At 56.9% G+C, this 26,518-nt stretch carries 29 protein-coding genes; 5 read left to right on the top strand and 24 right to left on the bottom strand.

From position 1 onward, the window contains the following. Positions 1–153: 153 nt before the first annotated feature. From ACP26L_RS14135 to ACP26L_RS14090, 10 genes are all read right to left on the bottom strand, one after another. Complete coding sequence (locus ACP26L_RS14135; protein ID WP_426453383.1) at positions 154–426, bottom strand: hypothetical protein; 273 nt, start codon at positions 424–426, stop codon at positions 154–156. Positions 427–494: 68 nt separating this feature from the next. Continuing rightward, entirely contained in the window at positions 495–1,157 is a 663-nt protein-coding gene (locus ACP26L_RS14130; RefSeq protein WP_426453382.1) for an HAD family hydrolase, read from the bottom strand. Positions 1,158–1,182: 25 nt separating this feature from the next. Continuing rightward, complete coding sequence (locus ACP26L_RS14125; protein WP_426453381.1) at positions 1,183–1,881, bottom strand: DUF1361 domain-containing protein; 699 nt, start codon at positions 1,879–1,881, stop codon at positions 1,183–1,185. Between the two features lie 259 nt (positions 1,882–2,140). Then, positions 2,141–2,668 (bottom strand): hypothetical protein, encoded by a 528-nt coding sequence (locus ACP26L_RS14120; RefSeq protein ID WP_426453379.1) that lies wholly within the window; start codon positions 2,666–2,668, stop codon positions 2,141–2,143. 179 nt (positions 2,669–2,847) lie between these two features. Beyond that, a complete protein-coding gene (locus tag ACP26L_RS14115; protein ID WP_426454940.1) occupies positions 2,848–4,176 on the bottom strand; it encodes a DRTGG domain-containing protein in 1,329 nt (442 codons plus the stop codon). Between the two features lie 211 nt (positions 4,177–4,387). Then, positions 4,388–4,765 carry an O-methyltransferase gene (locus ACP26L_RS14110; RefSeq protein ID WP_426453377.1) on the bottom strand — a complete coding sequence of 126 codons (378 nt, stop codon included), beginning with the start codon at positions 4,763–4,765 and terminating at the stop codon, positions 4,388–4,390. 173 nt (positions 4,766–4,938) lie between these two features. After that, positions 4,939–5,496: an elongation factor P gene (gene efp, locus ACP26L_RS14105; protein ID WP_426453376.1), complete on the bottom strand. Its 558-nt coding sequence runs from the start codon at positions 5,494–5,496 to the stop codon at positions 4,939–4,941. A 126-nt stretch (positions 5,497–5,622) separates the two neighbouring features. Continuing rightward, positions 5,623–6,696 (bottom strand): M24 family metallopeptidase, encoded by a 1,074-nt coding sequence (locus tag ACP26L_RS14100; RefSeq protein ID WP_426453374.1) that lies wholly within the window; start codon positions 6,694–6,696, stop codon positions 5,623–5,625. Between the two features lie 2 nt (positions 6,697–6,698). Further along, positions 6,699–7,145, bottom strand: a complete 447-nt coding sequence (aroQ, locus tag ACP26L_RS14095; protein WP_426453373.1) for a type II 3-dehydroquinate dehydratase — start codon at positions 7,143–7,145, stop codon at positions 6,699–6,701. A 114-nt stretch (positions 7,146–7,259) separates the two neighbouring features. Beyond that, positions 7,260–7,760 carry a YqhR family membrane protein gene (locus tag ACP26L_RS14090; protein ID WP_426453371.1) on the bottom strand — a complete coding sequence of 167 codons (501 nt, stop codon included), beginning with the start codon at positions 7,758–7,760 and terminating at the stop codon, positions 7,260–7,262. 152 nt (positions 7,761–7,912) lie between these two features. On the opposite strand from ACP26L_RS14090, the gene ACP26L_RS14085 reads away from it, so the two are divergent. Continuing rightward, positions 7,913–8,839, top strand: coding sequence for a DUF1385 domain-containing protein (locus ACP26L_RS14085; protein ID WP_426453369.1), 927 nt, complete (start codon positions 7,913–7,915; stop codon positions 8,837–8,839). Between the two features lie 37 nt (positions 8,840–8,876). Then, positions 8,877–9,149 carry a hypothetical protein gene (locus tag ACP26L_RS14080; RefSeq protein WP_426453368.1) on the top strand — a complete coding sequence of 91 codons (273 nt, stop codon included), beginning with the start codon at positions 8,877–8,879 and terminating at the stop codon, positions 9,147–9,149. A 122-nt stretch (positions 9,150–9,271) separates the two neighbouring features. Here the strand turns inward: ACP26L_RS14080 and ACP26L_RS14075 are convergent, their stop codons facing one another. After that, entirely contained in the window at positions 9,272–10,306 is a 1,035-nt protein-coding gene (locus tag ACP26L_RS14075) for a patatin-like phospholipase family protein (RefSeq protein ID WP_426453366.1), read from the bottom strand. Positions 10,307–10,469: 163 nt separating this feature from the next. Beyond that, positions 10,470–10,898, bottom strand: a complete 429-nt coding sequence (mntR, locus tag ACP26L_RS14070; RefSeq protein WP_426453364.1) for a transcriptional regulator MntR — start codon at positions 10,896–10,898, stop codon at positions 10,470–10,472. A gap of 242 nt (positions 10,899–11,140) precedes the next feature. Between mntR and splB the strand changes: the two genes are divergently transcribed. Next, on the top strand, positions 11,141–12,202 hold the full coding sequence (splB, locus tag ACP26L_RS14065; protein WP_426453362.1) for a spore photoproduct lyase: 1,062 nt from the start codon (positions 11,141–11,143) through the stop codon (positions 12,200–12,202). A 44-nt stretch (positions 12,203–12,246) separates the two neighbouring features. On the opposite strand, the gene ACP26L_RS14060 is transcribed toward splB, so the two are convergent. The 11 genes from ACP26L_RS14060 to ACP26L_RS14010 all read right to left on the bottom strand — a co-directional run bounded on the left by ACP26L_RS14060 (position 12,247) and on the right by ACP26L_RS14010 (position 22,651). Further along, a complete protein-coding gene (locus ACP26L_RS14060; protein WP_426453360.1) occupies positions 12,247–12,954 on the bottom strand; it encodes a cytochrome c biogenesis CcdA family protein in 708 nt (235 codons plus the stop codon). Between the two features lie 92 nt (positions 12,955–13,046). Further along, positions 13,047–13,850, bottom strand: a complete 804-nt coding sequence (locus ACP26L_RS14055) for a metal ABC transporter permease (RefSeq protein ID WP_426453358.1) — start codon at positions 13,848–13,850, stop codon at positions 13,047–13,049. Positions 13,851–13,867: 17 nt separating this feature from the next. Continuing rightward, positions 13,868–14,650 (bottom strand): metal ABC transporter ATP-binding protein, encoded by a 783-nt coding sequence (locus tag ACP26L_RS14050; protein ID WP_426453357.1) that lies wholly within the window; start codon positions 14,648–14,650, stop codon positions 13,868–13,870. A gap of 92 nt (positions 14,651–14,742) precedes the next feature. Continuing rightward, positions 14,743–15,747 carry a metal ABC transporter solute-binding protein, Zn/Mn family gene (locus ACP26L_RS14045; RefSeq protein ID WP_426453355.1) on the bottom strand — a complete coding sequence of 335 codons (1,005 nt, stop codon included), beginning with the start codon at positions 15,745–15,747 and terminating at the stop codon, positions 14,743–14,745. Positions 15,748–15,928: 181 nt separating this feature from the next. Further along, positions 15,929–16,477, bottom strand: a complete 549-nt coding sequence (locus tag ACP26L_RS14040) for a hypothetical protein (RefSeq protein WP_426453354.1) — start codon at positions 16,475–16,477, stop codon at positions 15,929–15,931. 31 nt (positions 16,478–16,508) lie between these two features. After that, positions 16,509–17,594: an alpha-amylase family glycosyl hydrolase gene (locus ACP26L_RS14035; protein ID WP_426453352.1), complete on the bottom strand. Its 1,086-nt coding sequence runs from the start codon at positions 17,592–17,594 to the stop codon at positions 16,509–16,511. A 224-nt stretch (positions 17,595–17,818) separates the two neighbouring features. Further along, a complete protein-coding gene (locus ACP26L_RS14030; protein ID WP_426453351.1) occupies positions 17,819–18,892 on the bottom strand; it encodes a Gfo/Idh/MocA family protein in 1,074 nt (357 codons plus the stop codon). A gap of 111 nt (positions 18,893–19,003) precedes the next feature. Beyond that, positions 19,004–21,025 carry a methionine--tRNA ligase gene (gene metG / locus ACP26L_RS14025; RefSeq protein ID WP_426453349.1) on the bottom strand — a complete coding sequence of 674 codons (2,022 nt, stop codon included), beginning with the start codon at positions 21,023–21,025 and terminating at the stop codon, positions 19,004–19,006. A gap of 352 nt (positions 21,026–21,377) precedes the next feature. Then, positions 21,378–21,587 (bottom strand): membrane protein insertion efficiency factor YidD, encoded by a 210-nt coding sequence (gene yidD / locus ACP26L_RS14020; RefSeq protein ID WP_014369977.1) that lies wholly within the window; start codon positions 21,585–21,587, stop codon positions 21,378–21,380. A 63-nt stretch (positions 21,588–21,650) separates the two neighbouring features. Next, positions 21,651–22,088 carry a hypothetical protein gene (locus ACP26L_RS14015; RefSeq protein WP_426453347.1) on the bottom strand — a complete coding sequence of 146 codons (438 nt, stop codon included), beginning with the start codon at positions 22,086–22,088 and terminating at the stop codon, positions 21,651–21,653. A gap of 353 nt (positions 22,089–22,441) precedes the next feature. Then, the gene (locus ACP26L_RS14010; protein ID WP_426453345.1) at positions 22,442–22,651 is read right to left on the bottom strand and encodes a hypothetical protein; all 210 of its coding nucleotides are present in this window, start codon (positions 22,649–22,651) and stop codon (positions 22,442–22,444) included. 291 nt (positions 22,652–22,942) lie between these two features. Between ACP26L_RS14010 and ACP26L_RS14005 the strand changes: the two genes are divergently transcribed. Both ACP26L_RS14005 and ACP26L_RS14000 read left to right on the top strand, forming a co-directional pair. Next, entirely contained in the window at positions 22,943–23,635 is a 693-nt protein-coding gene (locus ACP26L_RS14005) for a response regulator transcription factor (protein WP_426453343.1), read from the top strand. 22 nt (positions 23,636–23,657) lie between these two features. Further along, entirely contained in the window at positions 23,658–25,838 is a 2,181-nt protein-coding gene (locus tag ACP26L_RS14000) for a histidine kinase dimerization/phospho-acceptor domain-containing protein (RefSeq protein ID WP_426453342.1), read from the top strand. Between the two features lie 111 nt (positions 25,839–25,949). On the opposite strand, the gene ACP26L_RS13995 is transcribed toward ACP26L_RS14000, so the two are convergent. Next, a complete protein-coding gene (locus ACP26L_RS13995; protein ID WP_426453340.1) occupies positions 25,950–26,465 on the bottom strand; it encodes a hypothetical protein in 516 nt (171 codons plus the stop codon). Positions 26,466–26,518: the final 53 nt, after the last annotated feature.

The following is a 26,518-nucleotide window of genomic DNA, read 5'->3' as shown; positions in this document are numbered from 1 at the left end:
TTCTCACCCCGGCCATTTAGAATTTTATATATTTATGCTTGCTCCGCCTGTCTTCATTCTGCGGTTTCTCCGCAGTCCCCCCATAGCCCAAAGGCTTCCGGCTGCGACGCCGGAAACGCTCCCATCCGTATCCGCTTCCTGAGATCCGAACCGTCATCTCTTACGGCGCCTGTTCAGCAGCGGATGCACGGCGGCCATGTACAGCACCATACCGCCCAGTACAGTCCATACGTAATCCCACCCGGAGAAGGCGGGAAGGGTACCGAAGCTCACCTTATGCTCCATGTATTCAACGGAAGAATAAGCCTCGACGATATCCGGCACGTATGTGTACGTGAGATACATTCCGTACAGAACGGAACCCGCAATAAACAGCAGGTGAAGCCCCACTGAGAAAAGCAGCGCGTTTCTAATCCATTTACCCATCTTTCCCTCCTCCTGAACCTGCTCCGATCGCCAGGCTCCCTGAGCTGAGCTCTTGCCGGCAGCCCCCGCTATCTTGCGCTCTCCAGCCACGGAATCCATTCGTCGAGGTGCATGATCTCCCCTGCCGGGCGCACACCGCGTGCGGCCATGACCCCCTCCGGACTGCGGTAGCTTACGAAGGGAATCCCTGCGTCCATCGCCGCCCTGCCGTCGATCCATGAATCCCCTAGCGACACCCAGTCCGCCGCAGGAAGTCCCGGGTACTTCGCGAGCACCGCCAAGCAGCCGGCCGGCGATGGCTTCAGCGCTTCCATTCCTTCCCGGCCGACAAGCAGGTCGAGATAACCGCTGATGCCCGTGAGCTCCAGTGCCGCTGCGGCCGCCGGCTCCGCGTTATTGGTTACCACGGCCAGCGGAAGCCTGCCGTGCAAGCGCTTCAGCATGGTCTCCGCACCCGGCTCCAGCCCCGCTCCCTCCATGCCCCGAAGCTCGTGCTCCGCCACGAGGGTCCAGACCTCGGAGAGGGGACCCGCTCCGAGCCCCCGCTCTTTGGCCAGACCGATGAGGGTGGCCGTGGTGTGCTGCTCCAGGGGCAGCCCGTCCGGCAGTCCCCCAAAGTCCAGCAGTGCCCGGTGCACTTCCGCCTTCATCGCGGCAAAATCGATCCGGGATGAGAGCAGCGTATTATCCATATCAAAGATGATGCCCCGTACACCGCTCTTAAAAATCAACGATTTTCCCCCTCCGTCCTCTTCATCAGGGATCGATTCCATAGGGCCTCTGCCGGGTATAACGGACCGTAAGCCGGATCAGCGCATGGATCGTCACATACATCATCAGGATCACCGTCCCGAAGAACAGACACAAGGTGATGGCAGACGGCTCCAGGGTATCCCGTACGACGTCAACCACTGCCTTGGGATGGCGAAGCACGTCCCAGGAGTTCAGCCGGTACTCCCTGCCCAGCAGAATCCCATAGCCCGACAAAACGGAGACCAGCAGGACGAACAGCCAGGAGAGCGCCTCGTTCGTCCGCGAATAGACGATGTACTGAAATTGATAGAGCGAGAGAACGCCCAGCAGGATTCCTGTCCAGGCAAAGGTGAAGATGTGCAGCAAATCCGTCCAGTAGCTCAGGCCCAGACGCCCGGCTTCGGAATAGATACTCTTTCTTACCGTGAGGTGAATCAGATCCGTAAGGATGTAGGGACTGTTCGGCAGGAGCAGAAGCCAGGCTGCCCCCAGGACCGCCATGACCAATCCGGCTGCCCCCAGTCTCCGGCGGCCGTTCAGCACGAGTGCCGCCGAAGAGAAAAGCAGCGGCAGCCAGGCCAGGAACAGGTTCCAGATCAAAAAATCGTAGTAGGTCTCCCGGGCTGCCAGCAGGTGCACGGTCAGGCACACCGCGGACAGTCCCCCTAGCAGTCCGAAAACCGGACGTGTGGGAAGCGGCATCATTGGAAGCAGCGCATCCTTTCTCGTCGTGTAACAGAGCTCACCCGATGCAGAGCTTGGTCATCAGCTTGAAGCGGTGCGCGATCTTCCTCACCAAGCTCGGGCAGCTTCCTTCCAAGATTCCTTCCAAGTTCCATAGGGACTCTCCTTTTCAAGCAATCCTTCTTACATTCGAAAATCTACCATTCCTCTCCATCATAAAAGATTCCCTTCTTCTTGTAAAATCCTAGTAAATCATCCTGCCAAAGGGGAATGGAGGTTAGCTGCCGTCCCCCTCTTTCTTCGAAAACAAGGCATTCACCCGCTTCTGGATATGCCAGAGGGAAAGGCTCTGCCGCGTCATTCGATTCTTGCACAGGGTGAGGAGCCTTGTCCGAAGCTCCCCCGCCCCGATCCGTCGTCCTTCTTCCACCATAAGAAAATAACCATATAACTTCCACAGCACAACCCCCATACAGGCCATGGAGGCAAAATGGAATGAGAGATGCACATCCTCCCCATGCTCTTGATCCCAACAGAACATAACGGTATACCCAACCGTATACAGCAGGCAGACCGCAGGGAGCAGCGGGGATAGGACTCGCGGCAAACCGGAGGTTACCGCCGCCCTCCTCAGATGAATCCAGAGGGAATAGAGATACAGGGCAAGCAGGCTTACTTCCAAGATTAAGCCGGTGTAGGCCACCACAAAGCGGCCCGTCAAGGTGCCGGTCAGACCCGGAATCAGCCCAGCCCCTATAAACAAGAGGATGAGGGGAGTAGGTTTCATGGTAAGCAGGAATTTCATGTGTCACACTCGCTTTTGTCAAAAGTAGTTGCTTCCTTTGATTATATCCCGTTCCGCGGAAAGACGGCAGGGGATATTCCCCGGGATTCACACTCCACTTCTTTCCATGATGCAAGCCAAAAAAAGCCGTCCGGGAGGACGGCTTTACTCGCAGAGGACAGCCCGGCAGCCCTGGCCGGCTAGATCATCCTAGCAGTAAACATGGAGCGCGCTACACGGGTTCCCCCGGTGCGGATGTCCATATCGATCTTGCAGAACCGGCGGCTCATCTCCACAATCGACGGCACAATCTCGATGACATCGTCGATCTGCAGCGGAACCAGGTAGTACGTCGAGGAGCTGTCGATGATGAGATCCCCTTTCTTCTGATCCTGGACGGTGCGGTAAGCCGCGCGGACCATCAGGGTGCTCAGCATGCCCTCGGAGACCATGCCTTCGAAGTTCGTCATCTGCGGCGTGATGACCCCGCGGAAATACAGGCTTCCCCCGCTGTCCCTCAGCTCCTCGATCCCCGCGCAGATCTGCACCTCGAAGGTCTCGGCATTCTGCGGCTGACGCTGCATATACTGCATCGCTTTCATGACATCCTTGCGGGAGATGACCCCGATCATCCGGCGGTCCCCGTCAATGACGGGCAGCAGCTCGATGCCTTCCCAGACCATCGTGTGGCCGGCCGAGGCGACCGATGTCTTCACATTGATGAGCAGCGGATTCGGCGTCATCAGCGAGCCGACTTCCTGCTCGGGAGCCGCCCCGATGATATCCTTCGTCGTGATGATGCCGATCGGCCGCATGTCTTCATCGACGACCGGATACCGGGTATGCGTCGTCTCCTCGACGAGCCGGCGCATCTCACTCACGGTATCCGACGCCAACAGCGAGCAGACGGGGGTATCCTTGCGGATGATGTCCTCCACGCTCATGATCTTCTTCTTGATCAGCCGGTCTTCCATCGCGCGGTTGATCATCGTCGCTACCGTAAAGGTATCATAAGCCGTTCCGATGATCGGCAGCCGCAGATCATCCGCGAGCTTCTTCACTTCGGGTGTCGTATCGAAGCCTCCGGTGATAAGTACCCCGGCGCCCTGGCTCAGAGCGCACATATGGGCCTGCACCCGGTTGCCAACGATGAGAAGGTTGCCCGGTTCGATGTACTTCAGCATGGCTTCCAGCTGCATGGCACCGATTACAAATTTGTTCAGCGACTTCTCGATCCCCTCCGAACCGCCGAGCACCACACCTTCGACGACCTTCACGATCTCGGCGAAGGTCAGCTCGTCGATCTGCGGCTCCTCCTTCTTCTCGGTCCGGATGGTGCCGATCCGCCGTTTGGTCGTGACCAGCCCCAGGTTCTCCGCTTCCTTGATCGCCCGGTATGCCGTACCCTCGCTGACATCGAGATCCTGGGCCATCTGCCGCACGGAGAGCTTCGTCCCTACACTAAGGGACTCGATATATTTCATAAGCTGGTCATGCTTCGTCCCCAGCTCCGGATGGCCTGCGTTCATTCCGCTCACCTCAGCCCTGTTGTTCGTAGTCACGCCATTATAACCCAAGGGAGCGCAAAAAAACAGGGTAAGATCCAAAGGGGAAACGCTCACAACGGTTCCCTCTCCCGCTCCGCCTCATCCCCATTTTAACATAAAAGCCCCCGTATCATTTATCATACGGAGGCATTCACGGACCGTTCTTCATTAAGAACAATCCGGCAAAGAAAATTTATCTATACCGATGACCCGTGTCATTTACCATCGAGGCCATATTATAATTCGATTCAAACGTAATCGAAGTGCAGAGCGTATCCTGTCTCGTGGCGAACTCAAATTGAATCTCGCCATGCGTCCACCGTTTGTACTTCAAGGATTCCTTCGCCGTCTGGCGGAAGGAAATCTGCTGTGTCTCGGACAATCCCTTCTCGACTTTCTTCAGCTCGGTTCCCCGGCTCTCCAGCGGAAAGTGTCTGATCCCGAACTTGCCTACGGCATTATTGCGAATCTGCATAAACACGGTTCCCGAATCCAAATGCTCCAGTTCCTCTCTCAATTGTGTGAACACCATATCTACCTGTCTGGCGAGGGGGACTGATTCTAACATCATGTTTCAAAATCTCCTTTACTTTTCCCTTGTTGGAATATTTTGTATGATATGACTATAGCCTCATTATAGGACATAATATCTATTAAATCAACCATTATTTTCAATATAAAGCCAAAAAAAGACTCTCTTTCCACAGAGGAAAAGAGAGTCTTGTCGTACAATGTCGAATTTGACTACGCGCGGGAAATATAGTCGCCCTCACGCGTATCGATCAGCAGCACGTCGCCTTCGTTGATGAAGAGCGGCACGTTGACTTCGAAGCCGGTTTCCACTTTCGCCTTCTTCGTCGCACCTTGAGCCGTGTTGCCTTTGACGCCCGGCTCGGTTTCGATGACTTTAAGCTCCACGCTGTTCGGAATGTTGATCCCGAGGATCTCGCCCTGGTAGCTCAAGATGTTGATGTTCATGTTCTCACGCAGGAAGTTCAGCTCCCACTTGATTTGCTTCTCTTCGAGGTTGATCTGGTCGAACGTTTCGGTATCCATGAACGTATGCTCGGTGCCTGCCGCATACAGATATTGCATTTGACGGTTCTCGATATGAGCACGGGCCACGTTCTCACCTGCACGGAAAGTGCGCTCCACGGTGTTGCCGTTGCGCAGGTTCTTCAGCTTGGAGCGGACGAATGCCGCGCCCTTGCCCGGTTTTACGTGCTGGAAATCGATGACCGTGAACAGGTCTCCCTCTACTTCAATTGTCAAGCCTGTTTTAAAATCGTTAACTGAAATCACTCAAAAACCCTCCCTAAAGTGGTGGCATACCGGTTCGGCGGAGGACGGTTGCCCGCCCTCTCCCCTTGCAGGCAGCCAAGCTGCCAAGCCTGTCCAGCGCATATGCCGGACCGCCGGTCAGCAAACTTATGATAACACAATCAGGTCTTTGCCTGAATGTGTTAATCTACGGTTGCCCTGCTCCGTAATGACGATATCGTCTTCGATCCGGACGCCGCCGAATCCGGGCAAATAAATCCCCGGCTCCACGGTAACCGTCATGCCGGGCTTCAGCACGGTGTCCCCGAGCTTCGAGAGCCGCGGCGACTCATGCACTTCCATGCCGAGCCCGTGGCCGAGGCCATGCCCGAAATGGTCGCCATAGCCGTGCTTCGTGATGATGTCCCTCGCCACGGCGTCCGCTTCCCGTCCGGTCATGCCCGGGCGGATCGCTTCGAGCGCGGCCATCTGGGCTTCGAGCACGATGCCGTAGATCTCCCGGTGCTTGTCCTGCGGCGTACCCAGAACGACCGTACGGGTGATGTCGGAACAGTACCCTTGGTAATACGCGCCGTAATCAAGCTTGACGAATTCGTTATTGCCGATGATCTTCCCGCTGGCTTTGCCGTGCGGCAGAGCCGATCGCTCACCCGAAGCCACGATCGTCTCGAACGAGGTGGACGCCGCGCCGTTCCTGCGGACGAACATCTCGATCTCGAGCGCGATATCGAGCTCTTTGACGCCGGGCTTCAGGAAATCCAGGATATGGGTGAAGGTACGGTCGGCCAGATCAGCCGCTTCCTGCATCACCGCGAGCTCGGCATCATCCTTCACCATGCGCAGCGTCTCTACCAGCCCGTCGGTCGGCAGCAGCTCCACCGGAGCCAGTCCCTCCGCATAAGAGCGGTACGCTGCGAAGCTCAGGTCGGATGCTTCGAATCCCAGCCGGGTAATGCCCTCCCGGGACAGGATCTCCTTCACCGTCTCCGCCACCTTCGGCGCATGCTCGATCACTTCATACCCGGCAGCCTGCTGGGGCGCCTGGGTCATGTAACGAAAATCCGTCAGCAGCACGGCGCGCGATCCGGTAATAAGCACATACCCTGCCGAACCTGTGAAGCCGGTCATATAAGTCCGGTTCGTCGCATTCGTGATGAACAGCGCGGGAATGCCCTTCTCGTCAAGAAGCTCCCGCAGACGCTGAACTCTCTCCAGTCCCATCGTTATCCCTCCGAACTCTCTAAGTGTCGAACGAGCGCCCGCAGGCCGAGTTCATAGCTGTCCGCACCGAAGCCGGCAATCTGGCCGACGGCGACCGGTGCAATCACCGAGACATGGCGGAACGCTTCCCTGCGGTGAATATTCGAGATATGTACTTCAACCGTCGGCAGTCCCACCGACGCAACCGCATCGCGAAGGGCGTAACTGTAATGCGTGAATGCCCCCGGATTGATCAGTATGCCGTCCTTCACTCCGAAGGCCGCATGAATCCTGTCGATAAGCACGCCTTCATGATTCGACTGGGCGCATTCAAGCCCCACGCCGAGCTCCGAGGCCAGGCGCCCGAGGCGCTCTTCAATCGCCTGCAGAGACAGCGTACCGTAGACGCCGGGCTCTCGGACACCGAGCATATTGAGATTCGGTCCGTTCAATACCAGAATCTGCTTCACACCATACGCCTCCTACTTAAGAAAACAGACATACTTCCCCATTTTACCATAAGCGAAGTACGTTTGAGAAGTTCTTAAGTTTGGGCGGTACCCTCAAGAAGCCGGCATTCCCCGTCAGGCCAGCTTACGCCGTCTGCCTATAGGCTCTCTAGCCCGTTCATCCGTGAACTCGAAGGCGATCGAAAAGCCGATGAACAAGCCCCAAAGAGCGAACAACGAAGCATCCGTCAGGATGGTGTTGAGGTCGAGATACAGAATCCACGGCATCATTCCGATGAGCGGGCCGATCAGCAGATAGAGGGCTCCCCACCATGCCATACCGTAAGCAATCCCGTACCACGGGCCCTGGAATTTGGAGAGTACGAGCGCATAAGCAAGCGATGCCGCGATGGAGAGGGCGATGAACGCTCCCCAGCCGATCAGCATGCCCGTCCAGGTGATCAGGAACGAATGAAGAAAGAAAGGCTCGACAAGAAAGCCCGGGGTAAGTACCGTAAAATGAAAATAATGCTCGATCAGCTTCAATCCGCCCCACAGAACTCCGGCAAAAAAACCGATGTAGACGGCGAAAATCCATTTGTTCGTTTGGTGTTTTTTATGGTGACGGTGCCCCATTCTCTGCAACCTCCCGCATGGTGGAATCGTCCTTAGTATGTACCAAAAGGTTCTCTATAAACAAAGTGGCAATATGCCAACGGATTCGTTACAATAGGCTGTAAAGGCTCTTAGGATCCATACTCAACCATGTAGAAGAAGGTGCATTGATATTGTCGGATAAGCAGTGCCAGACTGCCATTTATGGCGGCCAGGCCGTCATTGAAGGCGTGATGTTCGCCGGCCAGAAGGTTCACGTGACGGCCGTCCGCCGCAAGGATAACACGATTCACTACCTCGAGGTGCCGAAGAAGGATATTCCCTGGGTTCAGAGCCTGAAGCGCATTCCGCTTGTCCGCGGGATCGTCGGCATAGTCGAGGCCAGCGCCAAGGGCGCGCAGCACCTCAACTTCTCGGCGGAAGTATTCGCGGAGGAAGAAGGGGAGCCTAAGGAGGAGCAGAAGGAAACGCTCGCCGGCCGTCTTTCGATGATACTCGGTGTCGCCGTGGTCGGGGTGCTCTCCTTCCTCTTCGGCAAGTTCGTATTCACATTGATTCCGCCGGTCATCGAAGATCTGCTCTTCGGCCGCATGTTCCAGAATCAGATCGGCCATAACCTGATTGAAGGACTTATCAAAATCATTCTGCTCGTCGGCTATATTTATTTCATCTCTCTGACCCCGATGATCAAGCGGCTGTTCCAGTATCACGGAGCGGAGCACAAGGTGATCTCGGCTTATGAGGCGGGACTTGAACTGACGGTAGCCAACGTACAGAAATTCAATACACTGCATTACCGGTGCGGCTCTTCCTTCATTGTATTTACCGTCCTGATCGGCGTTGTCATCTACTCGTTCTTCCAGTACGATTCGCTCATCGAGAGGGTGCTGCTGCGGCTGCTGCTCCTGCCTCTCGTCATTGGGGTATCCTATGAAGTGCTGCGGTTTACGAATTCGCTCCGCGATGTGCCCGTCCTCCGCTATCTCGGTTATCCCGGTCTTTGGCTGCAGCTGCTCACGACCAAGGAACCGGACGACGCCCAAGTGGAAGTCTCGATTGCGTCGTTTAACCGGATGAGAGAGCTCGACAGACAAATGTAATTCACTTCAGTTCCGTATCTCGCAGGGAGGTCAGTTCATGAGAAATCGCGGCAACACAGCGGCTTACATCGTTTTTGGGCTCATCGGTATCGGCATACTGGTGAACCTGCTGTCGAACCCCGGGGATATCCTCGTTCCCCTGATCGTCTTCGGCGGGATCTTCCTGCTCTATAAGTTTCCTCCGAACCGCTGGGGAATGAAACGCAGCACCTCCTCCCGATCCGCTAAGGGACCCAAGCGGAAGAACGCCAAGTTCCGGGTAATCCAGGGAAGCAAATCCGACGGCGACGAACCGCCCAGATATCATTAAAGGCCAGGCGTAACTAAAAAGCAACGGATACAGCAAACCGAAAGAGCCGGGCGGCGCCGCCCGGCTCTTTCGGTTTCTATATGGGAAGGACAGCATCAACCAGGCTGTTCCCTGCTCCGACGCTACACACGCAGAATCGTCTGCGGCTTCTCTTCCATGTACAGCTTCCCCGCTCCTTCCGGTGAATCCATTCTTGGATGAAACTTCGTCCAGTGCTGCTTGTATTCCTCGAGCTTCCACTTCTGAAAGAAAGACATGGCCGCCCGGTGTCCGGATTCGTACAGCTCCTGGCTTTGGCGGGAAGTCAGGTCGAAGTCCGTAACCGACACGCCAAGCGTGGGAATCTTGACCGTCCGGAAGCGGTTCTGCTCCTGGATATACCTCTCGTCATGCGCATCGAGCATGGTCGAGAATAAGGCCCGCATCATCGACACCGGTCCCCGGATGCGGTTCGGCGTCCCCGCTCCGCGGCCGACGAGCTGAAAGCCAATCGTCGGTATGATCTGACGTGTTGCGGCTGCCGAGGCTTCCATCCGGTCGAAGATCCACAGCGGAAAGTTGCTCAGCAGCGCCCCGTCGACAATGAATACGAATCCATCGTTAAACCCTTCGCCGGGCTGACGGGCTGCGGCCTTCTTGCGGATGATGACCGGATCGAAGAAATACGGAATGGCGCTGCTCATCCGGACCGCCTTCGCTACAAGGAAGCGCCGGGGATCAAAACCGTAATGGGCGATGTCGTCCGGGAGGACCAGCAGCCTGCGGCCGGAAATATCCGAAGCGATAATCCGCAGCTGATCCTTCTCGAGATCGCCGAAGGTGCGGATTCCTTTGGCCAGCAAGAGCTGGTAGATCCAGTGCTCCAGCCGCTCGCCGGAATACAGCCCCCGCTTAATGAACAGCCGGGCGAGCGGACCGACCCACTTCGTATTGAACACGGGAGCCCGGTGCAGGAAGGAGCGGAACGGCGTCGCTTCAATAACTTCTTTCAGCTCCTGGGCCCGGTATCCTGCGGCCACCAGGGAAGCCACGATCGAACCGGATGAGGTGCCGGCCACCTGGTTGAATCCATACCCCAGCCCTTCTACGGCGGCTACCGCCCCGGCCAACCCGATCCCTTTGACCCCGCCGCCTTCGAATACCGCGTTAATCTTCATTCCGCTCCACTCCCCCACTGCCGCGGCAGTCACCATCTTATCATCTATGTATGCGGGAATGCCTGGACGTTATGCGGCCGTGCGGCACAAGCCGGAACAATAAAAAACACCCGGCGCAGGGCCGGATGTTCTGGTTCTTCAAGGGAGACGTATTCGAAAAGCTCTAGTTGGGGTTTTCTTCAATTTCCTTCTTAATCTGCAGCAGCGCCTCGCCGCGGGAAGGATCCTGCTTGAAATACTCGAGCAGCATTTCGATGCAGGTAATGGAGTCCCAGCTGAGATGATGCTCGATGCCTTCGACATCTTTGTATATGTTCTCCTCGGAGACGCCGATCAGCGTCAGGAACTCCTCAAGCAGCTGATGCCTGTCCACCAGACGCTTGCCGACCTTCTGGCCCTTGGAGGTAAGTACAAGTCCACGGTACTTCTCATAGATCAGATAGTTATCCTTGTCGAGCTTCTGGATCATCTTGGTCACGGAAGAAGGATGAACCTCCAGTCCTTCCGCAATATCGGATACGCGGGCGTAGCCTTTTTCGTCAATCAATTTGTAAATCTTCTCTAAGTAATCTTCCATACTCGGCGTAGCCATGCGCGTTCCTCCTGTGTTTCGCGAACCGGCGGAGCATGGGCCCCGGAAGGTTCGTTCATTCGTCTGAGCGTTAGGAAAGTGCCAAGAATCGGGGGCTGCCCCCATGCTTTCCCTCGGTTCGGAAGCGCACCAGCGGCACATCCTAAGGTCATCTTAAGCGTTCTTTACTATATCATAGGCTTCTTCCACTTCGCAAGTCCGCACCACCGCCCCACCAACCTTGCCCGCAGGGAGGAAAAGCGATGACCACCGAGCTGCTTGCACCCCCGGTCCGCGGTACCCAGGTATTCGTACCGGAGCTCGTGTACTTCGAGCCGAATGCGCTGGAATACCCCAAAGGCCAGAGAATTCACGAGTGGGCCCAAAAAGAAGGTCTGCCGATCCGCATCACCCCGTCGCACAACCGGATCACGAATCTGCCCGGGGAGAGCGATCTCGAGAAATACCGTATCGCCAAGCGCACGCTTGTCGTCGGCATCCGCAAGACGCTCAAGTTCGATACGTCGAAACCATCGGCCGAATACGCGATTCCGATCGCGACGGGCTGCATGGCCCACTGCCATTACTGCTACCTGCAGACGACGCTCGGCGCCAAACCCTATATCCGTGTCTATGTGAACACGGACGATATCCTGAAAGCCGCCCAAGGGTACATTGACGAAAGGGCCCCTGAGATCACCCGTTTCGAAGCGGCCTGTACGTCCGATCCGGTGGGGCTTGAGCACATCAGCGGCTCGCTGAAGGAATATATCGAGTTCATGGGACAGCAGCCGCTAGCCCGGCTTCGTTTCGTAACGAAGTTTCATCATGTGGACCCTCTGCTCGATGCCAAGCACAACGGGCATACCCGGTTCCGGTTCAGCGTGAATGCCGACTATGTCATCAAAAACTTTGAGCCGTCAACCTCGTCGTTCCATGAGCGGATTGAAGCGGCAGGCAAAGTAGCCAAAGCCGGCTATCCCCTCGGCTTCATCATCGCGCCGATCATCTGGCATGAAGGCTGGGAGGACGGGTACGCCGAGCTGCTGACGAAGCTGAAAGAAACCCTGCCGCCCGAAGCCACCGCCGATCTGACCTTCGAGCTGATCCAGCACCGGTTCACGAAGACGGCCAAAACCATTATTCAGCAGCGTTATCCGAAAACAAAGCTCGAGATGGACGAAGAAAAGCGCAAGTACAAGTGGGGGCGCTGGGGACAGGGCAAGTACGTCTATCCCGATGAGCAGGCGAACGCCCTGCGCGAATTTATTACGGAGCGGATCTTTGAGAACTTCCCGGAGTCGAAGATCGAGTATTTTACGTAACAGCGCAGTGGAATGGAAAAAGCGGTCCGTGGGGCCGCTTTGTTTTATCCTATCCAGCTTGGCGTGATACGCTGCAGCCATATGGTGATGCGCGTCATTTGGTCCGTATAAAGCAGGACCGCCATGAGCAGCATGACGCCGCCGCCGATTTTCATCATGAGCGAGCTGTACTTCAGAATCCACTTCGTCGACCCGATGAAGAAAGCCAGCACGAAGAACGGAATCGCAAAGCCGAGTGAGTACGCAGAGATCAGCGGGAGCCAGGAGTCCGGCTGCGTCGCGGCCAAGGACAGCATGGCCGAGAGGATCGGCCCGATACAGGGGGACCAGCCCGCCGCGAAGCCGATGCCGACCAGCAGCGAACCGAGATATCCGGCCGGCTTTGCTTTCAGCTGCAGCTTGCGTTCTTTCATCAGCCACTGGGGCTGAAAGATCCCCAGAAGGAACAAGGCCATGACGAAGATGAGAATGGCGGACAGCTGTCTCAGAAGATCGCGCTGATCGTCGAACAGCGACGCTACCGCGCTGGCTCCCAGTCCCATCGTGTAGAAGACGACGGAGAAGCCGAGGATGAAGCACAAGGTATGGGTGATGAGCTTCAACCGGATTTCGCCGGAGCCCTCCTCGCTCTTCAACCGGCCCACCGAGACACCGGTAATATACGACAAATAAGACGGATACAATGGCAGGCAGCACGGTGAGATGAACGAGATGAACCCGGCCCACAGCGCGATCCAGATGTTAAGTTCCATGATGAGACTTCGACCCCTTTCTTGCCGGCGGCATTACATAGGCGGTATGACATAAGCGCGGGATGCAAGGTATGTATTCAGGGAGGGCACGGTTATGTGCGCCATCCCCGCTTGAAAGCGAGCAGAATCACCAATACGCCGATCAGCATAAGCACGACGGTCGCACCCGGGGGCAGATCCCACAGCCCGGCGGAGATCAGTCCTAGCGACACGGCCAGCTCGGAGAACAGGATCGCCCAGAAGACGGACCACTTGAAGCTTCGGGCGACGAGCAGCGAGCAGGCGACTGGGATCGTCAGCAGCGAGGATACGAGCAGCGCGCCGACGATCTTGATCGATACGGAGATGACAAGCGCCGTCATCATCGTGATCATGATGTTGTAGAACCGCAGCGGCAGCCCGCTGACCCCGGCCGCTTCCTCATCGAAGAAGAGCAGGAACATCTCCTTGTAATTGAACGCGACGAAAGCGGATACGAGCACCGCCACTCCGCCGACAACCCATAGATCCGTGCGGTCCAGCGTATAGATGCTCCCGAAGAAATAGCTCATCACGTTAATGTTGAAGCCTTTGCCCAGTGTGAACAGCAGGGTGGCCAGGGCCACGCCTCCGGACATGATAATGGCTATGGACAGCTCCGCATACGACTTGTACGCTTTGCGCAGCTTCTCAATTCCGAAGGAAGCCAGCAGGGCAAACACGAGCCCGACTCCGATCGGATACACGTTGATCAGAAAACCCAGCGCGACGCCCGCAATCGAGACATGCGCCAGCGTGTCCCCGATCATCGACAGCCTTCGCAGAACGAGAAACACGCCCATAAGCGGAGCGGTCAAGCCGATTAGCAATCCGCCGATCAGCGCCCTTTGAAAAAAGTACTCTTGAAAAATATCCAACCTGCAGCCTCTCCTATCTACGTCAGCACTTCCATGGACTCTCTTAACTGCTGCATCGAATGCGTCAGATCCGTTTCCCTGCAGTCCTCCGGCGAATGGGTATGCTTCACATAGAAGGAGAGCGACCCGCTCCGCTGGATGGCTTCCTCGCCGAGGTACGACTGGACCATGTCCATATCGTGCGAAACCATCATGAACGTAATGTGATGATGCTGGTGCATGTGCCGGATCATGCGGAAGAAGCCCGCCTGCGTCTCGGCGTCGATCCCGACCGTCGGCTCATCGAGAATGAGCAGCTCGGGGTTGTTGATCAGCGCGCGGGCCAGGAACACCCGCTGCTGCTGGCCGCCCGACAGCTGGCCGATGCGGCGGTCGGCCAAATCCTCGATGCGCATGGCGTAGAGCGCGTCATCGGCCTTCGACAGCTGCGCCTTCGACAGGCGGCGGAACATGTTCTTTTTGCCGTAAAGGCCCGACGTTACGACCTCCCGCACCGTTGCCGGGAACAGGGGGTTCAGGGAATTCTTCTGCGGCACATAGCCGATCCGCTCCCAATCCCGGAAGGTCGAGAGCGGCTCCCCGAACAGGCGGATCTCGCCGCGGGTCGGCTTCAAGAGGCCGACGATCATCCGCAGGAGCGTCGTCTTGCCTGCTCCGTTCGAGCCGATCAGGCCGACGAAGTCCCGCTCGAGCACCTTGAAGTTCAGCCCGTTAATGACGGTTTTGTGTTCATAAGAAAAAAAGACGTCATCGATCGATACGATCTCCCGATGACATCCGGAATGAGCGGTTTGCTGCATGGTGTATGGCTCCTCCAGGGTTCATGCGGCCATCCGCTCCCTTCCGCTTGCAGAAGAAGCGGGTGACGGCCGTTCTGTAATTGCGGTCTCTCTTATTGTAATGCTTTTACTAAAGAATTCAAATTATTCTTCATGACCTTCACATAATCGTCACCGGCCTTGATCTGATCTTCCGTCAGTCCTTCCAGCGGATTAAGCACGGCTGTCTGCACGCCCGCATCCTGGGCCAGCGTCTTGGCCAGCTTGTCGGAGACAAGCTCCTCAAAGAATATATATTTCACATCGTTGTCTTTTATGAATTGGAGAATGCCCTGCAGGTCCTTCGAGGTCGGCTCGGCATCCGGCGCAAGGCCCATGATCGGCTTCTGGGTCAGTCCGTACTCCTTGGCCAGGTAGCCGAAGGATTGGTGCGTGACAACGATCTCCTTCTTCGGAACCGTGGAGAGCTTCGTCTGGAACTCGAGGTGCAGCGCATCCAGATCCGCCGCAAGCTTGGTGAAGTTCGCTTCATAGTCGGCCTGGTGTGCGGTATCCGCCTGCACGAGAGCATTCTTGATATTCTCGGCGATCTTCTTCGCATTGACGGGAGAGAGCCAGAGGTGCGGATCGACCGCATGCTCGTTGTGCTCCTCTTCTTCGTGGCCGGCTTCATCCTTATGCTCCGTCTCATGCTCGTGAGCAACACCTGTGCCTTCGATAAGCGCTACGCCTTTTCCGGCTTCCACGACAAGCGACTTCGAATCGGACTTGAGGCTCTCCAGCGTATCGTTGACCCAGCCTTCGAAGCCCGCCCCAAGGTACACGAACACCTGCGAATTCTTGATATTCTGGATATCACGGCTCTTCGGGGACCAGTCGTGGGGCTCGACTCCAGCCGGCACCACATTGATGGCATTGACGTGCGCGCCGCCGATCTTCGAGGCGAAGTCGTACAGCGGATAGAAGCTCGTTACGACATTGATCTTGTCATTGACGAGCGCCGCCTGCGGCTTGCCGCAGGCCGACACCACCGCCAGGACCGCAATCAGGGCAAGCGGCAGGAACGACCGGCGCAGCCGCGGGAAGCGGAACCTCCGGGATAAGAAGAAACGGAACATAATGATTGCACTCCTTTGTATGTAAATCGTAAAAATTTTTATTAGAACAAAACAGATTATACGGCCACCCTTCCGGCTTGTCAATGGTAAATGTAGAAATTACTATAAAGAGGAGCTGCCCCCCTTCCCCTGGAACCTCTTTTTCTCGAACAACGAAAAACACCCTGTGCGGGTGCCTTTTCTAACTTTTGGACAGCCTATGGGTCCTCTGATAAATCTGTGTCTCCCATCCATGGATCAAGAGATCATGCGTCCCGGGAGAGGTGCCTCCACCACCGCCTTGACCGGATGAATAGATCAAACGATGATTTGCCTCTGCTAAAGTATCGGCAACCCTTCGATCATCAAACCAGATTCCCAGGGGCTCTTCGGATACATTGACGACGATCAGGAACTCCTCACTCCCGCTCCTTCTTATATAGGAGAGCACCGAATCCTCCGAATTGCCGACAAACTCCAGCTCCCCGTCCCATAATGCCGCATACGAGGTTCTCAGGTGAATCAGAGCCTTATAGTGAGCGCACAGCTCCTCATCAAACAAGTTCCAGTCCAGTCGGTACTCGTGAAACAGGGAAGTCCAGGTATCCAGCGTGCGCTCGTTAAACTCCTGGCCCATCATGATCGCAGGCACGCCTTCCACCGTCAGCAGAATGGACGCTGCGGGCTTGGTCAACGGTTCTCCGGCGTAGGCCCGCATCCGGGACTGCTCCTTCTCCTCCAGCCACCGCATCCGCAAAGCGCCTTTCGGAAAGCTGTACTTATTAGGAATGATAGATCCGGACGAACTCATCCCGTGTGATCTTCCGTTCGGCCAAGTCTTTGATCGTCAGCCTCAGGCTGCCGTCATAAGTCAAATCGCAGCATTCCAGGTGATGATACTCATCGTAGGATTGGGAGATCAGTGCGATGTCCGCTTTCACTTTCAACAGCGCCTGCCGGATCTGCGCCAGGAAATCCATCGGAGTGATATCGGAGTCGTCCAATCGGAAGCCGTCGAACTCAAACCGGGTGACCCAATAGGTCATGGCTTCTATAATATAAGCTCTCATCTCTTCATTATCGAAATTCAATCCCGCAAAATAGTCCCGGTTCGGAACCTCATAGTACAATTCACCGTTCTCTCTGCGCGTAAAATAGTCCGGGTGGCTCCGGGTCAGGATGTGATCCACACTGCCGCGGTTCATCACCCAATCCATGATCACCCTCATGCCATACTCATGTGTCTTGGCGATGAGCGCCTGCAGCTCGTCGGGTGTTCCAAACCCGCTGTCTATGGAATAATAATCCCTCACGGCATAGGGATCGCCGAAGCTTCCGATTCTTTTCTCCAGGCCAATCTCTTGGAAAGGCATGATCCACAGCGTATTGACCCCAAGCTGGTGCAGGTAATCCAGTTTGCCGGCCAGCCCCTTGAACCCGCCTTCCGTAAAGGCGCCGATATGCAGCTGATAAATCACAGCCTTTCGGATCCATTCGGGACTGTCCAATGCGTGAAATCCTTCATAGAGGAAACCGGGTGTTTGCTCCGAAATGCCGGTCGTTCGGATTAGAACATCCCCCTGCTCCGTTACAGTGATGGAAGAATTATGTTGTCCGTCCTCCGATACATTCGGGTTCAGCGGATCGAGGATCCATTCCGAATCATTCACCACGATCTTGTATAAATGTCTTCCTTCCGGCAGCTTCAGTTCAAGCTCCCAGGTATGGTTTTCCTTTCGCTGCATCCTATGCTTGGCCGCATCCCAGCTGTTAAAGGTTCCCGCTACGGCGACGCTGCGGACGTGCTCCCCCGCTTCATAAACAAATCTTACCCCATGCTGGCCTCTGGCCGGAAAATAAGGTTTCATCTGGTTCTCCCTCGTTTGTACCATCGCTTGGTTAGTGCAGTGCTATCGTTAATCTACCATGGAATGGGGACAAGATCTGTCACCATTCGAACGCAGGGAGAAAGACGACATCTCAAGCAAAAAAAGCATCCCTCCAGGCCAGAAATTCCTGACTTGGAGAGATGCTTTTGGCTGCTTAATTCATATCCACCGCGTTGACACGCCGCAGAGTACGGGGAGGTTCACTACTCGATACGCACGGCCTGCTCCTGCGCCCGGAGGCACAGTTCCGCCGCCTTGAACGCATGCTCCTGCGTCATCGCATTCTCGGTGCGGTGGATGCAGTCAAGGATGAGCTGGCCGAAGTACGGGTAGCCTACCTGCCCGTTGACGCTGAAGTGGTGCTCGCCTTCCTGGTTGACCAGGTACACATGGCCGCCCTGTTCGTCGCGGGCGATGTCCACATACTTGCGCAGCTCGATGTAACCATCCGTACCGAGGATAATCGTGCGGCCGTCGCCCCAGGTGCTGAGGCCGTCCGGCGTCAGCCAGTCGACGCGGAAGTAGAAGGTCGCCCCATTGTCGCCGACGAGCATCGCATCGCCGAAATCCTCGAGTTCCGGATACTGCTTGTTGTTGTAGTTCGCCACCCGCGAGCTGGTTACCGTGCCGTCCTTGGCTCCGGTATAGAACAGGAACTGCTCGATCTGGTGGCTCCCGATATCGCAAAGGATGCCGCCGTACTTCTCATGCTCGAAGAACCACTGCGGACGGGACGGGGCATTGAGCCGGTGCGGCCCCCAGCCCATCACCTGAACCACGCGCCCGATCGCGCCCTGCTCCACGAGCTGGCCCGCGTAGATGGCGCTTTCGACATGCAGCCGTTCGCTGTAGTAGACCGCGTACTTACGACCGGTCTCTTTGACCTTCGCGCGCGCGGCTTCCAGCTGGGCCAGCGTGGTGAACGGCGTTTTGTCCGTGAAGTAGTCCTTGCCGGCGTCCATGACGCGAAGCCCGAGGGCACAGCGCTCGGATGGCACAGCGGCGGCCGCGACCAGCTTGATCGACGGATCGCTCAGGATCTCCTCCTCGGAAGCGGCTGCCCGCGCCTGCGGGAACTTCTGCCGGAAGGCTTCCACTTTCTTCGGATCCGGATCGTAGACCGCCACGAGGTCGGCCCCCGCTTCGATCAGCCCGTTCGCCATCCCGTAGATATGCCCGTGGTCCAGCGCCACCGCGGCAAACGCGAACTCGCCCTGCGACACCACCGGATTCGGTTTCCCCTTCGGCGCGTAGTTCATTCCGTCGTGCTTCGACATATGAGAATCGGCCTCCCATGAAATCCTTACGGATTTGGTAGTGTTAACGTGAACAGTCATTATTTTACCACAGGACTGTTCACGTGAACATCCCTTATTGATCCGAATTCGTTATTTCACGATCGCGCCGTTCGGCAGGTCTTCGGCAACCGTCGCCAGCGTCAGCTGGTCGCCCTTGGAAGCCGCAAGGATCATCCCCTGCGACAGCTCGCCGCGCAGCTTCACCGGCTTCAGGTTCGTGACGCAGATGACCTTGCGTCCGACCATCTGCTCGGGGGTGTAGAACTTCGCGATGCCGGAGACGACCTGGCGCTGTTCATCGCCGAGATCGAGCTGCAGCTTCAGCAGCTTGTCGGCCTTCTTCACCGGCTCGGCGGCGATGACCTGGGCTACGCGGAGCTCCACCTTGAAGAAATCGTCGATGGAGATTTCCGGCAGGTGCTCTACTTCCTCCGCATCCGTTGCAGCTGGTGCAGCTGGAGCCGCCTGACTGCCTTCGGCAGCAGGTGCCGCGGCTTCGGTTTCTGACGAAGGCGTGCCGCCCGTCATCGAAGCGGCAATGTACGCGATCTCGACGTCGGCCTCGAGGCGCGGGAAGATCGCTTCGCCCTTCGTCACGCGGGTGCCGGATGGCAGCGTGCTGAACGCGTGGACGGTATCCCATGCCGTCAGCTCCCCTTCCGCGATGCCGAGCTGCGCCCAGATCTTCTTCGGCGCCTGCGTCAGGAACGGCTGCAGGAGCACCGAGGAGATCCGCAGCGATTCGGCGAGCACGTACAGCACGGAGCCGAGCGTCGCTCGCTTGTTCTCGTCCTTGGCGAGCACCCATGGCGCGGTCTCGTCGATGTACTTGTTCGTGCGTGAGATCGACTGCCATACCGCCGACAGGGCGACGGAGAACTCCATGTTCTCCATGCTCTCTTCGACCTTCGCCACAGAGGCGCGGATCGTCTCGAGCAGGTCCTTGTCGAACTCGGTGGCCCCTTCGATGTACGGCTGCACTTCACCGCCGAAGTACTTCTCGATCATCGCCACGGTGCGGCTCAGCAGGTTGCCGAGGTCATTCGCGAGGTCGTAGTTCACGCGCTCCACGAAGCTCTCCGGCGTGAAGGTGCCGTCGGAGCCGAACGGAACATCCCTCATCAGGAAGTAGCGCAGCGCATCCAGGCCGTAGCGGTCGATCAGCGTAACCGGGTCGACGACGTTGCCTTTGGATTTGGACATCTTGCCGTCCTTCATCAGGATCCAACCGTGGCCGATGACCCGCTTCGGCAGCGGAATGTCCAGCGCCATCAGCATGCACGGCCAGATGATGGAGTGGAAGCGGACGATTTCCTTGGCCATGAGGTGGACGTCCGCCGGCCAGTACTTCCGGTACAGGCTGTCGTCATCGCTGCCGTAGCCAAGTGCCGTAATGTAGTTGGACAGGGCGTCGATCCATACGTAGATGACATGCTTCGGATCGCCGGGCACCTTGATGCCCCAGTCGAATGTCGTCCGGGATACCGCGAGATCCTCGAGGCCCGGCTTGATGAAGTTGTTGATCATCTCGTTGCGGCGCGCTTCCGGCGTCAGGAATTCCGGATGCTCCTCGTAGTGCTTCACGAGCCGGTCCGCATACTTACTCAGGCGGAAGAAGTAGCTCTCTTCCTTCACCCACTCCACCGGGCGCCCGCAGTCGGGACAGTTGCCGTTGTCGAGCTTGTTCTCGAGGAAGAAGGATTCGCACGGCGTACAGTACCAGCCTTCATAGTGGCCGAGATAGATGTCGTCCTGCTCCTTCAGCTTCGTAAAAATCTTCTCAACCGCCTGCTTGTGCCGCGGCTCGGTCGTACGGATGAAGTCGTCGTACGTGATATCGAGCTTTTTCCACAGCTCCTTGATGCCTACCACGATGCCGTCGACGAATTCCTGTGGCGTTTTGCCGGCTTCCTGAGCCTTGCGTTCGATCTTCTGCCCGTGCTCGTCCGTGCCGGTCAGGTAGCGGACATCGAAGCCGCGAAGCCGCTTGTAGCGGGCCATCACATCGCCGGCCGTGGTGGAATAAGCGTGGCCGATATGGAGCTTGTCGCTCGGATAATAAATCGGCGTAGTAAGATAGAAGCTTGGTTTCTGGGACTGCGGTGTCGACATGGACAACAACCTCCTTGGTCATGGAAAAACAAAAAAGCCCTCATCCCTTTGGGACGAGAGCTTGTGCTCACGCGGTACCACCCAACTTCCCCTGCAACGAGGCACACTTCGGTAAGATGTGCGCAGGGCTCAGCGGCCGGGCTGCTGCCGGCCGTCCGTTAACGCCGGACCTACGATGAAAGCTCACCCGCCATGCTTGGCGCGGCTCACCGACATATCCTCCCGGACCATTTTCCTTCCGCTCCGCCAACCGGCTCTCACCTAACCCGGCTCTCTGCTGTGGCTTCTGCCTGAAGTACTTATCCGTTCACGGGACTGTTATGCCAAATATAGCGAAAATCCCCTGCGCCTGTCAAGGGACGTGATCCACGCCTCCCGGATGGAACGGGTGGCACTTGCAGATCCGCTTGACGGTCAGCCAGCTGCCGCGGGCCGCCCCGTGCTTCTCCAGCGCTTCGAGCGCGTATTCCGAGCAGGTCGGGTAGAACCGGCAGGTCGGCGGCTTCAGCGGCGAAATAAACCGGCGGTAGAACCGGACCGGCGCCTGGAGCGCTTTTTTCATATGGTCTTCCGCCCTCCCTCCGCCCTTCTTGCGTCTCATGATGCCATGGGGGAAGGCCGCCTGTCAATTGGGCTTCACGGCTGCCGGCTTGACTACCGCCTCATCCGGCGTCATGGGCTCCTCGTACAAGCTGTTTCCGAGGCTCAGGCCTGAGTAGCTCCAGTGCTCGACCACTTTTCCCTGCCGTGTAAACACCAGAATGCTCGTCTCCTCGTCATTCGAGAGAAAGCTGTCGGTCCAGTGATACCCTATACGCTCGTTGATCTGCTGAGGACCCGTGTAAGGCGGGAACACATACAGCAGGTCCCACTCGAAAGGCGTATAATTCCGAATCCGCACCTCTCCTCCCTCGGCTTCCGCGCGCTTTACCGCTTCCCCGATCGCCTCTTTAACGGCGGCTTCCTTGTTGGTTTCGCTCACAGCACTCCCGGTCGCGAGTCCGACCCAGGAGCCCATGCCGATGACTCCGGCCAACAGGAGTATGTGTATTTTTTTGTTCACGATTGATCCCTTCCTTAGCCGCTCGGGCATATCTTTTTGTGCTCCGTTAAGTGCTCGGGCATATCTTTTTGTGCTCCGTTATGCTTCGCATAAAGGTCGCTTTCAAAAAGATATCTCCTCGCTGGCAGGTAAAACCCGGCAAACAAAAATACGGACTAACAGCGATGAATGCACGTTTTTTTTACCTAATACCTAACTGCATACAAACCCTTAAATCCACACCAGCCCATAGCCAGTACTGCCTGCTTACTTGTTCCGGTGGCTGTACCATGTCGTCGCTAAAATCTTAATGGCGTTCCCACGTGTTATCCAAACGCGCTTGCAAGCTGTGCTGCGGGCAAAAATCAGGGCATCTACGCGAGCCACTTGTATGTATATCCGATGATGAGCCCGAGCCCGTAAAAGGCGAGCGTGCCGTAGCGTTTGTTATCCTCGCCATTCAGAAAGCCGTCGGCCATGAAGACGCCGGCAAAGATAAGAAGCTTCAGCCAAAAGTTGCATTCCAGCTGCGGATGAATGACGCCATAACCCAAGGCCGTAGCGCACAGCAACCAGGATACCACGGTTTTTGTTTTTTCTCTATTTTCTATCTCCGTCTCTCCTATCTTATCATAGAATTGTTACATATTTTACCTTTTATTTGGTTTCATACGCTATTTTACCATGGAAGTTCCATTTTTGTGGCCGCCCTCTCCGTATTCTTGATATACTTAAGAAATTTGTAAGAGATTTGTAGAGTGTGTTGTCATTCCCTTCTGGTAAGCTCACTACTGTCCCTCTTCCTTCCCGGAAAAGCGGAGACGAAGCAAATGCGGTACATCCATTCCATGAAATAAGGCAGGTAGAACCCCCCTATGCAAACCTATAATGTGCTGGTAGCCGACGACGAGCCCGAGATTGCCGAAGCGATCGAAATCTATCTGAGGACCGAGCATATGAACGTGCTCAAGGCATCGAATGGCCTTGAAGCGCTGCGCATTCTCGAGGAAGAAGACATTCATCTGCTCATCCTCGATGTCATGATGCCGATGCTCGACGGAATCAAGACTACGCACCGCATCCGGGAGCAGCGCAGCATCCCGATCCTCATGCTCTCCGCCAAGTCCGAGGATACGGACAAAATTCTCGGACTCAATGTCGGAGCGGACGATTACCTCACGAAGCCGTTCAATCCGATGGAGCTCGTCGCCCGGGTGAAGTCGCAGCTGCGGCGGTATACTCTCTTCGGCAGCTACCAGGCGCAGGAGAATGAGATCCGTGTCCGCGGCCTTGTGCTCAACCAAGCGTCGAAGACCGTGTCCGTGGAGGGCGAGGAAGTGCGGCTGACCGCGACGGAGTACAAGATCCTCGAGCTGCTCATGCTGCACAAAGGACGGGTCTTCTCCATTGAGGAGATCTACGAGAAGGTATGGAAGGAGCCGTACTTCCAGGCCGAGAATACGGTGGCCGTCCATGTACGGCGCATCCGCGAGAAGATCGAGATCAATCCGAGGGAACCCGAATATTTGAAGGTGGTGTGGGGCATTGGTTACAAGATGGAAAAGTAAACGGCTGGCATTCACCGCCTGGATGCTACTGATCGGTCTGACGGCGGTCTCCCTGGTTACGGCCGGCGATATCTGGACGCATAGGGCGTTCCTGAAGGACAATTACTACTTCGAGAGCCGCGACTTCCAGGAACAGCTCCGCGCGCATACGAATCTGATCCAGTTCATGCATGGGGAGAACCAAAGGTACAAGGAGCTGACGGCGGAAGAGAAAGTCGGAAAGGAACGGCTGGCAGCGTGGGATGCTTCCTATGCCGCCATGCTGAAGAGAAGCCAGCTCCGCATCCAGGCTGTACACAGCGCACGGCTCGAGCAGGCGGTGCAGCAGGGTCAGGGTCCTGAGGAGCTGGCCCGCATCCGTCAGGAGCAGCAGCAGGATCTTGAGAAGGCGGAAGCGGAAGTCGCCGCCTTGAAGCGGAAGCGGATTGCGGAGTACGTGGCGTACCGTGACAAGCAGTATCAAGAAGCGGAGCTCGATCTTCGTAAGAGGGCTGGGTCGGTTCAGTACTACATCTGGGATAAAAGCCAAAACGGTACCTATACAACGTATGCAAACATAACCTCCGCACCGGATCAATTTTATCTTGATGATTCCCTTTATTATGTACGCATGCCGCAGGAAAGCCCGGTCAACAGCGAGTATCTGAGGTCGCTCAACGAGTATTTCCAGGCGCATCAGTGGGAAGGGTACCTGATGGTCCCGAAGGTTCCGAAGGGGTTCTCCCAGATTCACCTTGATTCCATCTATTACAGCTCGATCAAGAACCGGATCGTCAAGGAGCTGGAGCTGCTGGTGGCATGTTTACTGAGTATGGTGATGCTCGGTTACTATCTTTTCCGGTGCAAAGCGGCTTTGGGTTCGACCATCCCTGGGCGGGTGGCAAGCAGGATCAGTCAATTGCCATTCGATGCGCGCCTTGCTTTGTTTCTGGTCAGCGGCCTAACCGCGATCGGAATAATTGACGAGATTGCTGTGTTCACAATGCCGCCTCATCCTTCACAACTGCTGTTATTGCTTCTGCTGACCATGTTATTGGGCGGCCTGCTTCTGCTGCTGCGTGATGCGATGCAGCTCGCCAAGGAACCGGGATTGATCAGGGCGGAGTGGGAGAAAAGTATTACGAAGCGTGTGCGTGGTAAACTGGTGGATCGGACGATGTATCGCAGTATGACGTTTAAAACGGTTGTGATAATGACTGCGACGATTGGACCCGCATGGTTAACGGTTATTTCTCGCTCCGATAATTTAGGTTTGGGACATGATGAGGTAACCGTGTTAACATCGGGATACTGGATTGCCTATACCCTTTTCGTCGTCCCCTACGTCCTGCGTCGAATCCGCACCCTTGACACCATCCTCGCAGGCGTCACCCGAATGACCGAAGGCCAGATCCACGTGGCCTTTCCGGAGAAGGGCCGGGGCAGCCTGTACCGGCTGGCCCACGGCATCAACAACATGCGGGAAGGCCTGCAGACCGCGCTTGAGTCGCGGATGAAGAGCGAGCGTATGAAGACCGAGCTCATCACGAACGTCTCCCACGACCTGAAGACACCGCTGACGTCCATCATCAACTACGTCGATCTGCTCAAGTCGCCCGAGCTGCCGGAGGAGACGCGCAGGGACTATGTGGCCATACTGGACCGCAAGGCCCAGCGGCTGAAGGCGCTGATCGACGACCTGTTCGAGGCGTCCAAGATGGCCAGCGGGGCGGTCGAGCTCCAGGCCGAACCCGTCAATGTGGCCGCCCTGCTCCAGCAGGCGCTTGCCGAATTCGAGGACAGCTTGGCCGCCTCATCTCTCACCTTCCGCGTCCAGGTGGATCAGCCGCAGATGATGGCCGCCCTAGACGGCCGGAAGACGTGGCGCGTCTTTGAGAACCTCATCGGCAATGCGGTCAAGTACGCTCTCCCGCAAACGCGGATCTATGTCACGCTGAGCCAGGGGCCGTCGGATATTCTGCTGACGGTGAAGAACGTCTCCGCCTACGAATTCGAAGGCGAAGCCCAGGAGCTCGCCGAACGCTTCAAGCGCGGGGACGCTTCCAGGCATACCGAAGGTTCGGGGCTCGGGCTCGCCATTGCCAAGAGCATCGTGGAGCTGCAGGGCGGCGAGCTCGGGATCGAGGTCGACGGCGATATTTTCAAGGTGACCGCGAGCTTCCCCAGTCTGCCTGTCGGAGTGAAGATCCCGGAGGCCGGCTAGGACCTGTACTGCGCATACGGCTGAGCAGCCAATAAATCTAAAAACCGGCATTCCTCTCTAAGCGAGGAACGCCGGTTTTCTACTTCTCAACCCTATAAGGCCGCCCACGAACTACCAGGCAGACAAGTACCGCTGCAGTGCGCTGAGCGGCTCAATGACGCGCGCCCCCCGCCCCTGCAGCTTTCGCGCCGCATCCGCCATCGACAGCTGGGCGGCGGCGACAGGCACAGCGGGATCCTCCGCCGTCAGGCCGGCGAGAAACGCGCTGGTCTCTTCGGCATAGCGATCCTCCCTGCCCTGCAGCAGATGCTCGAATAGGCTGGCGTCCGCCACGACGGCTTCGGCACGAAGCGGGATGCCCCGTGCTTCCGCATAGGCTTCGAGCCGCTTCATCGTCCCCTGGACGGTGGCCGGATTTGTGAAGGCAACACGGCACGCTCCCCCGCTCTCCGCCACCTCCCGGAACCAGGGTTCGTCAATGGCGATGACCTCGGCACCGACGCTCTCCAGCCGTGCGCGGTCCAGCTTCGCCAGCTCGGCGATATAGTTCGTGCACGTGATGAGAATCGCGTCGACCCCGCAGCCGGCGATCCACTCCAGTTGACCAGTCAGTCGGTCCTGCAGCACGGAAGTGGTCCCCCGGGTTTCCAGCGGACCGGTCTTCTCCCCCTGCTTGGTCA

It is taken from the genome of Paenibacillus sp. S-38 (genome assembly GCF_049942825.1).
Taxonomy (GTDB): domain Bacteria; phylum Bacillota; class Bacilli; order Paenibacillales; family NBRC-103111; genus Paenibacillus_G.
The sequence above is the reverse complement of the archived record's forward strand: the minus strand, read 5'-3'. Positions and strand labels throughout refer to the sequence as shown.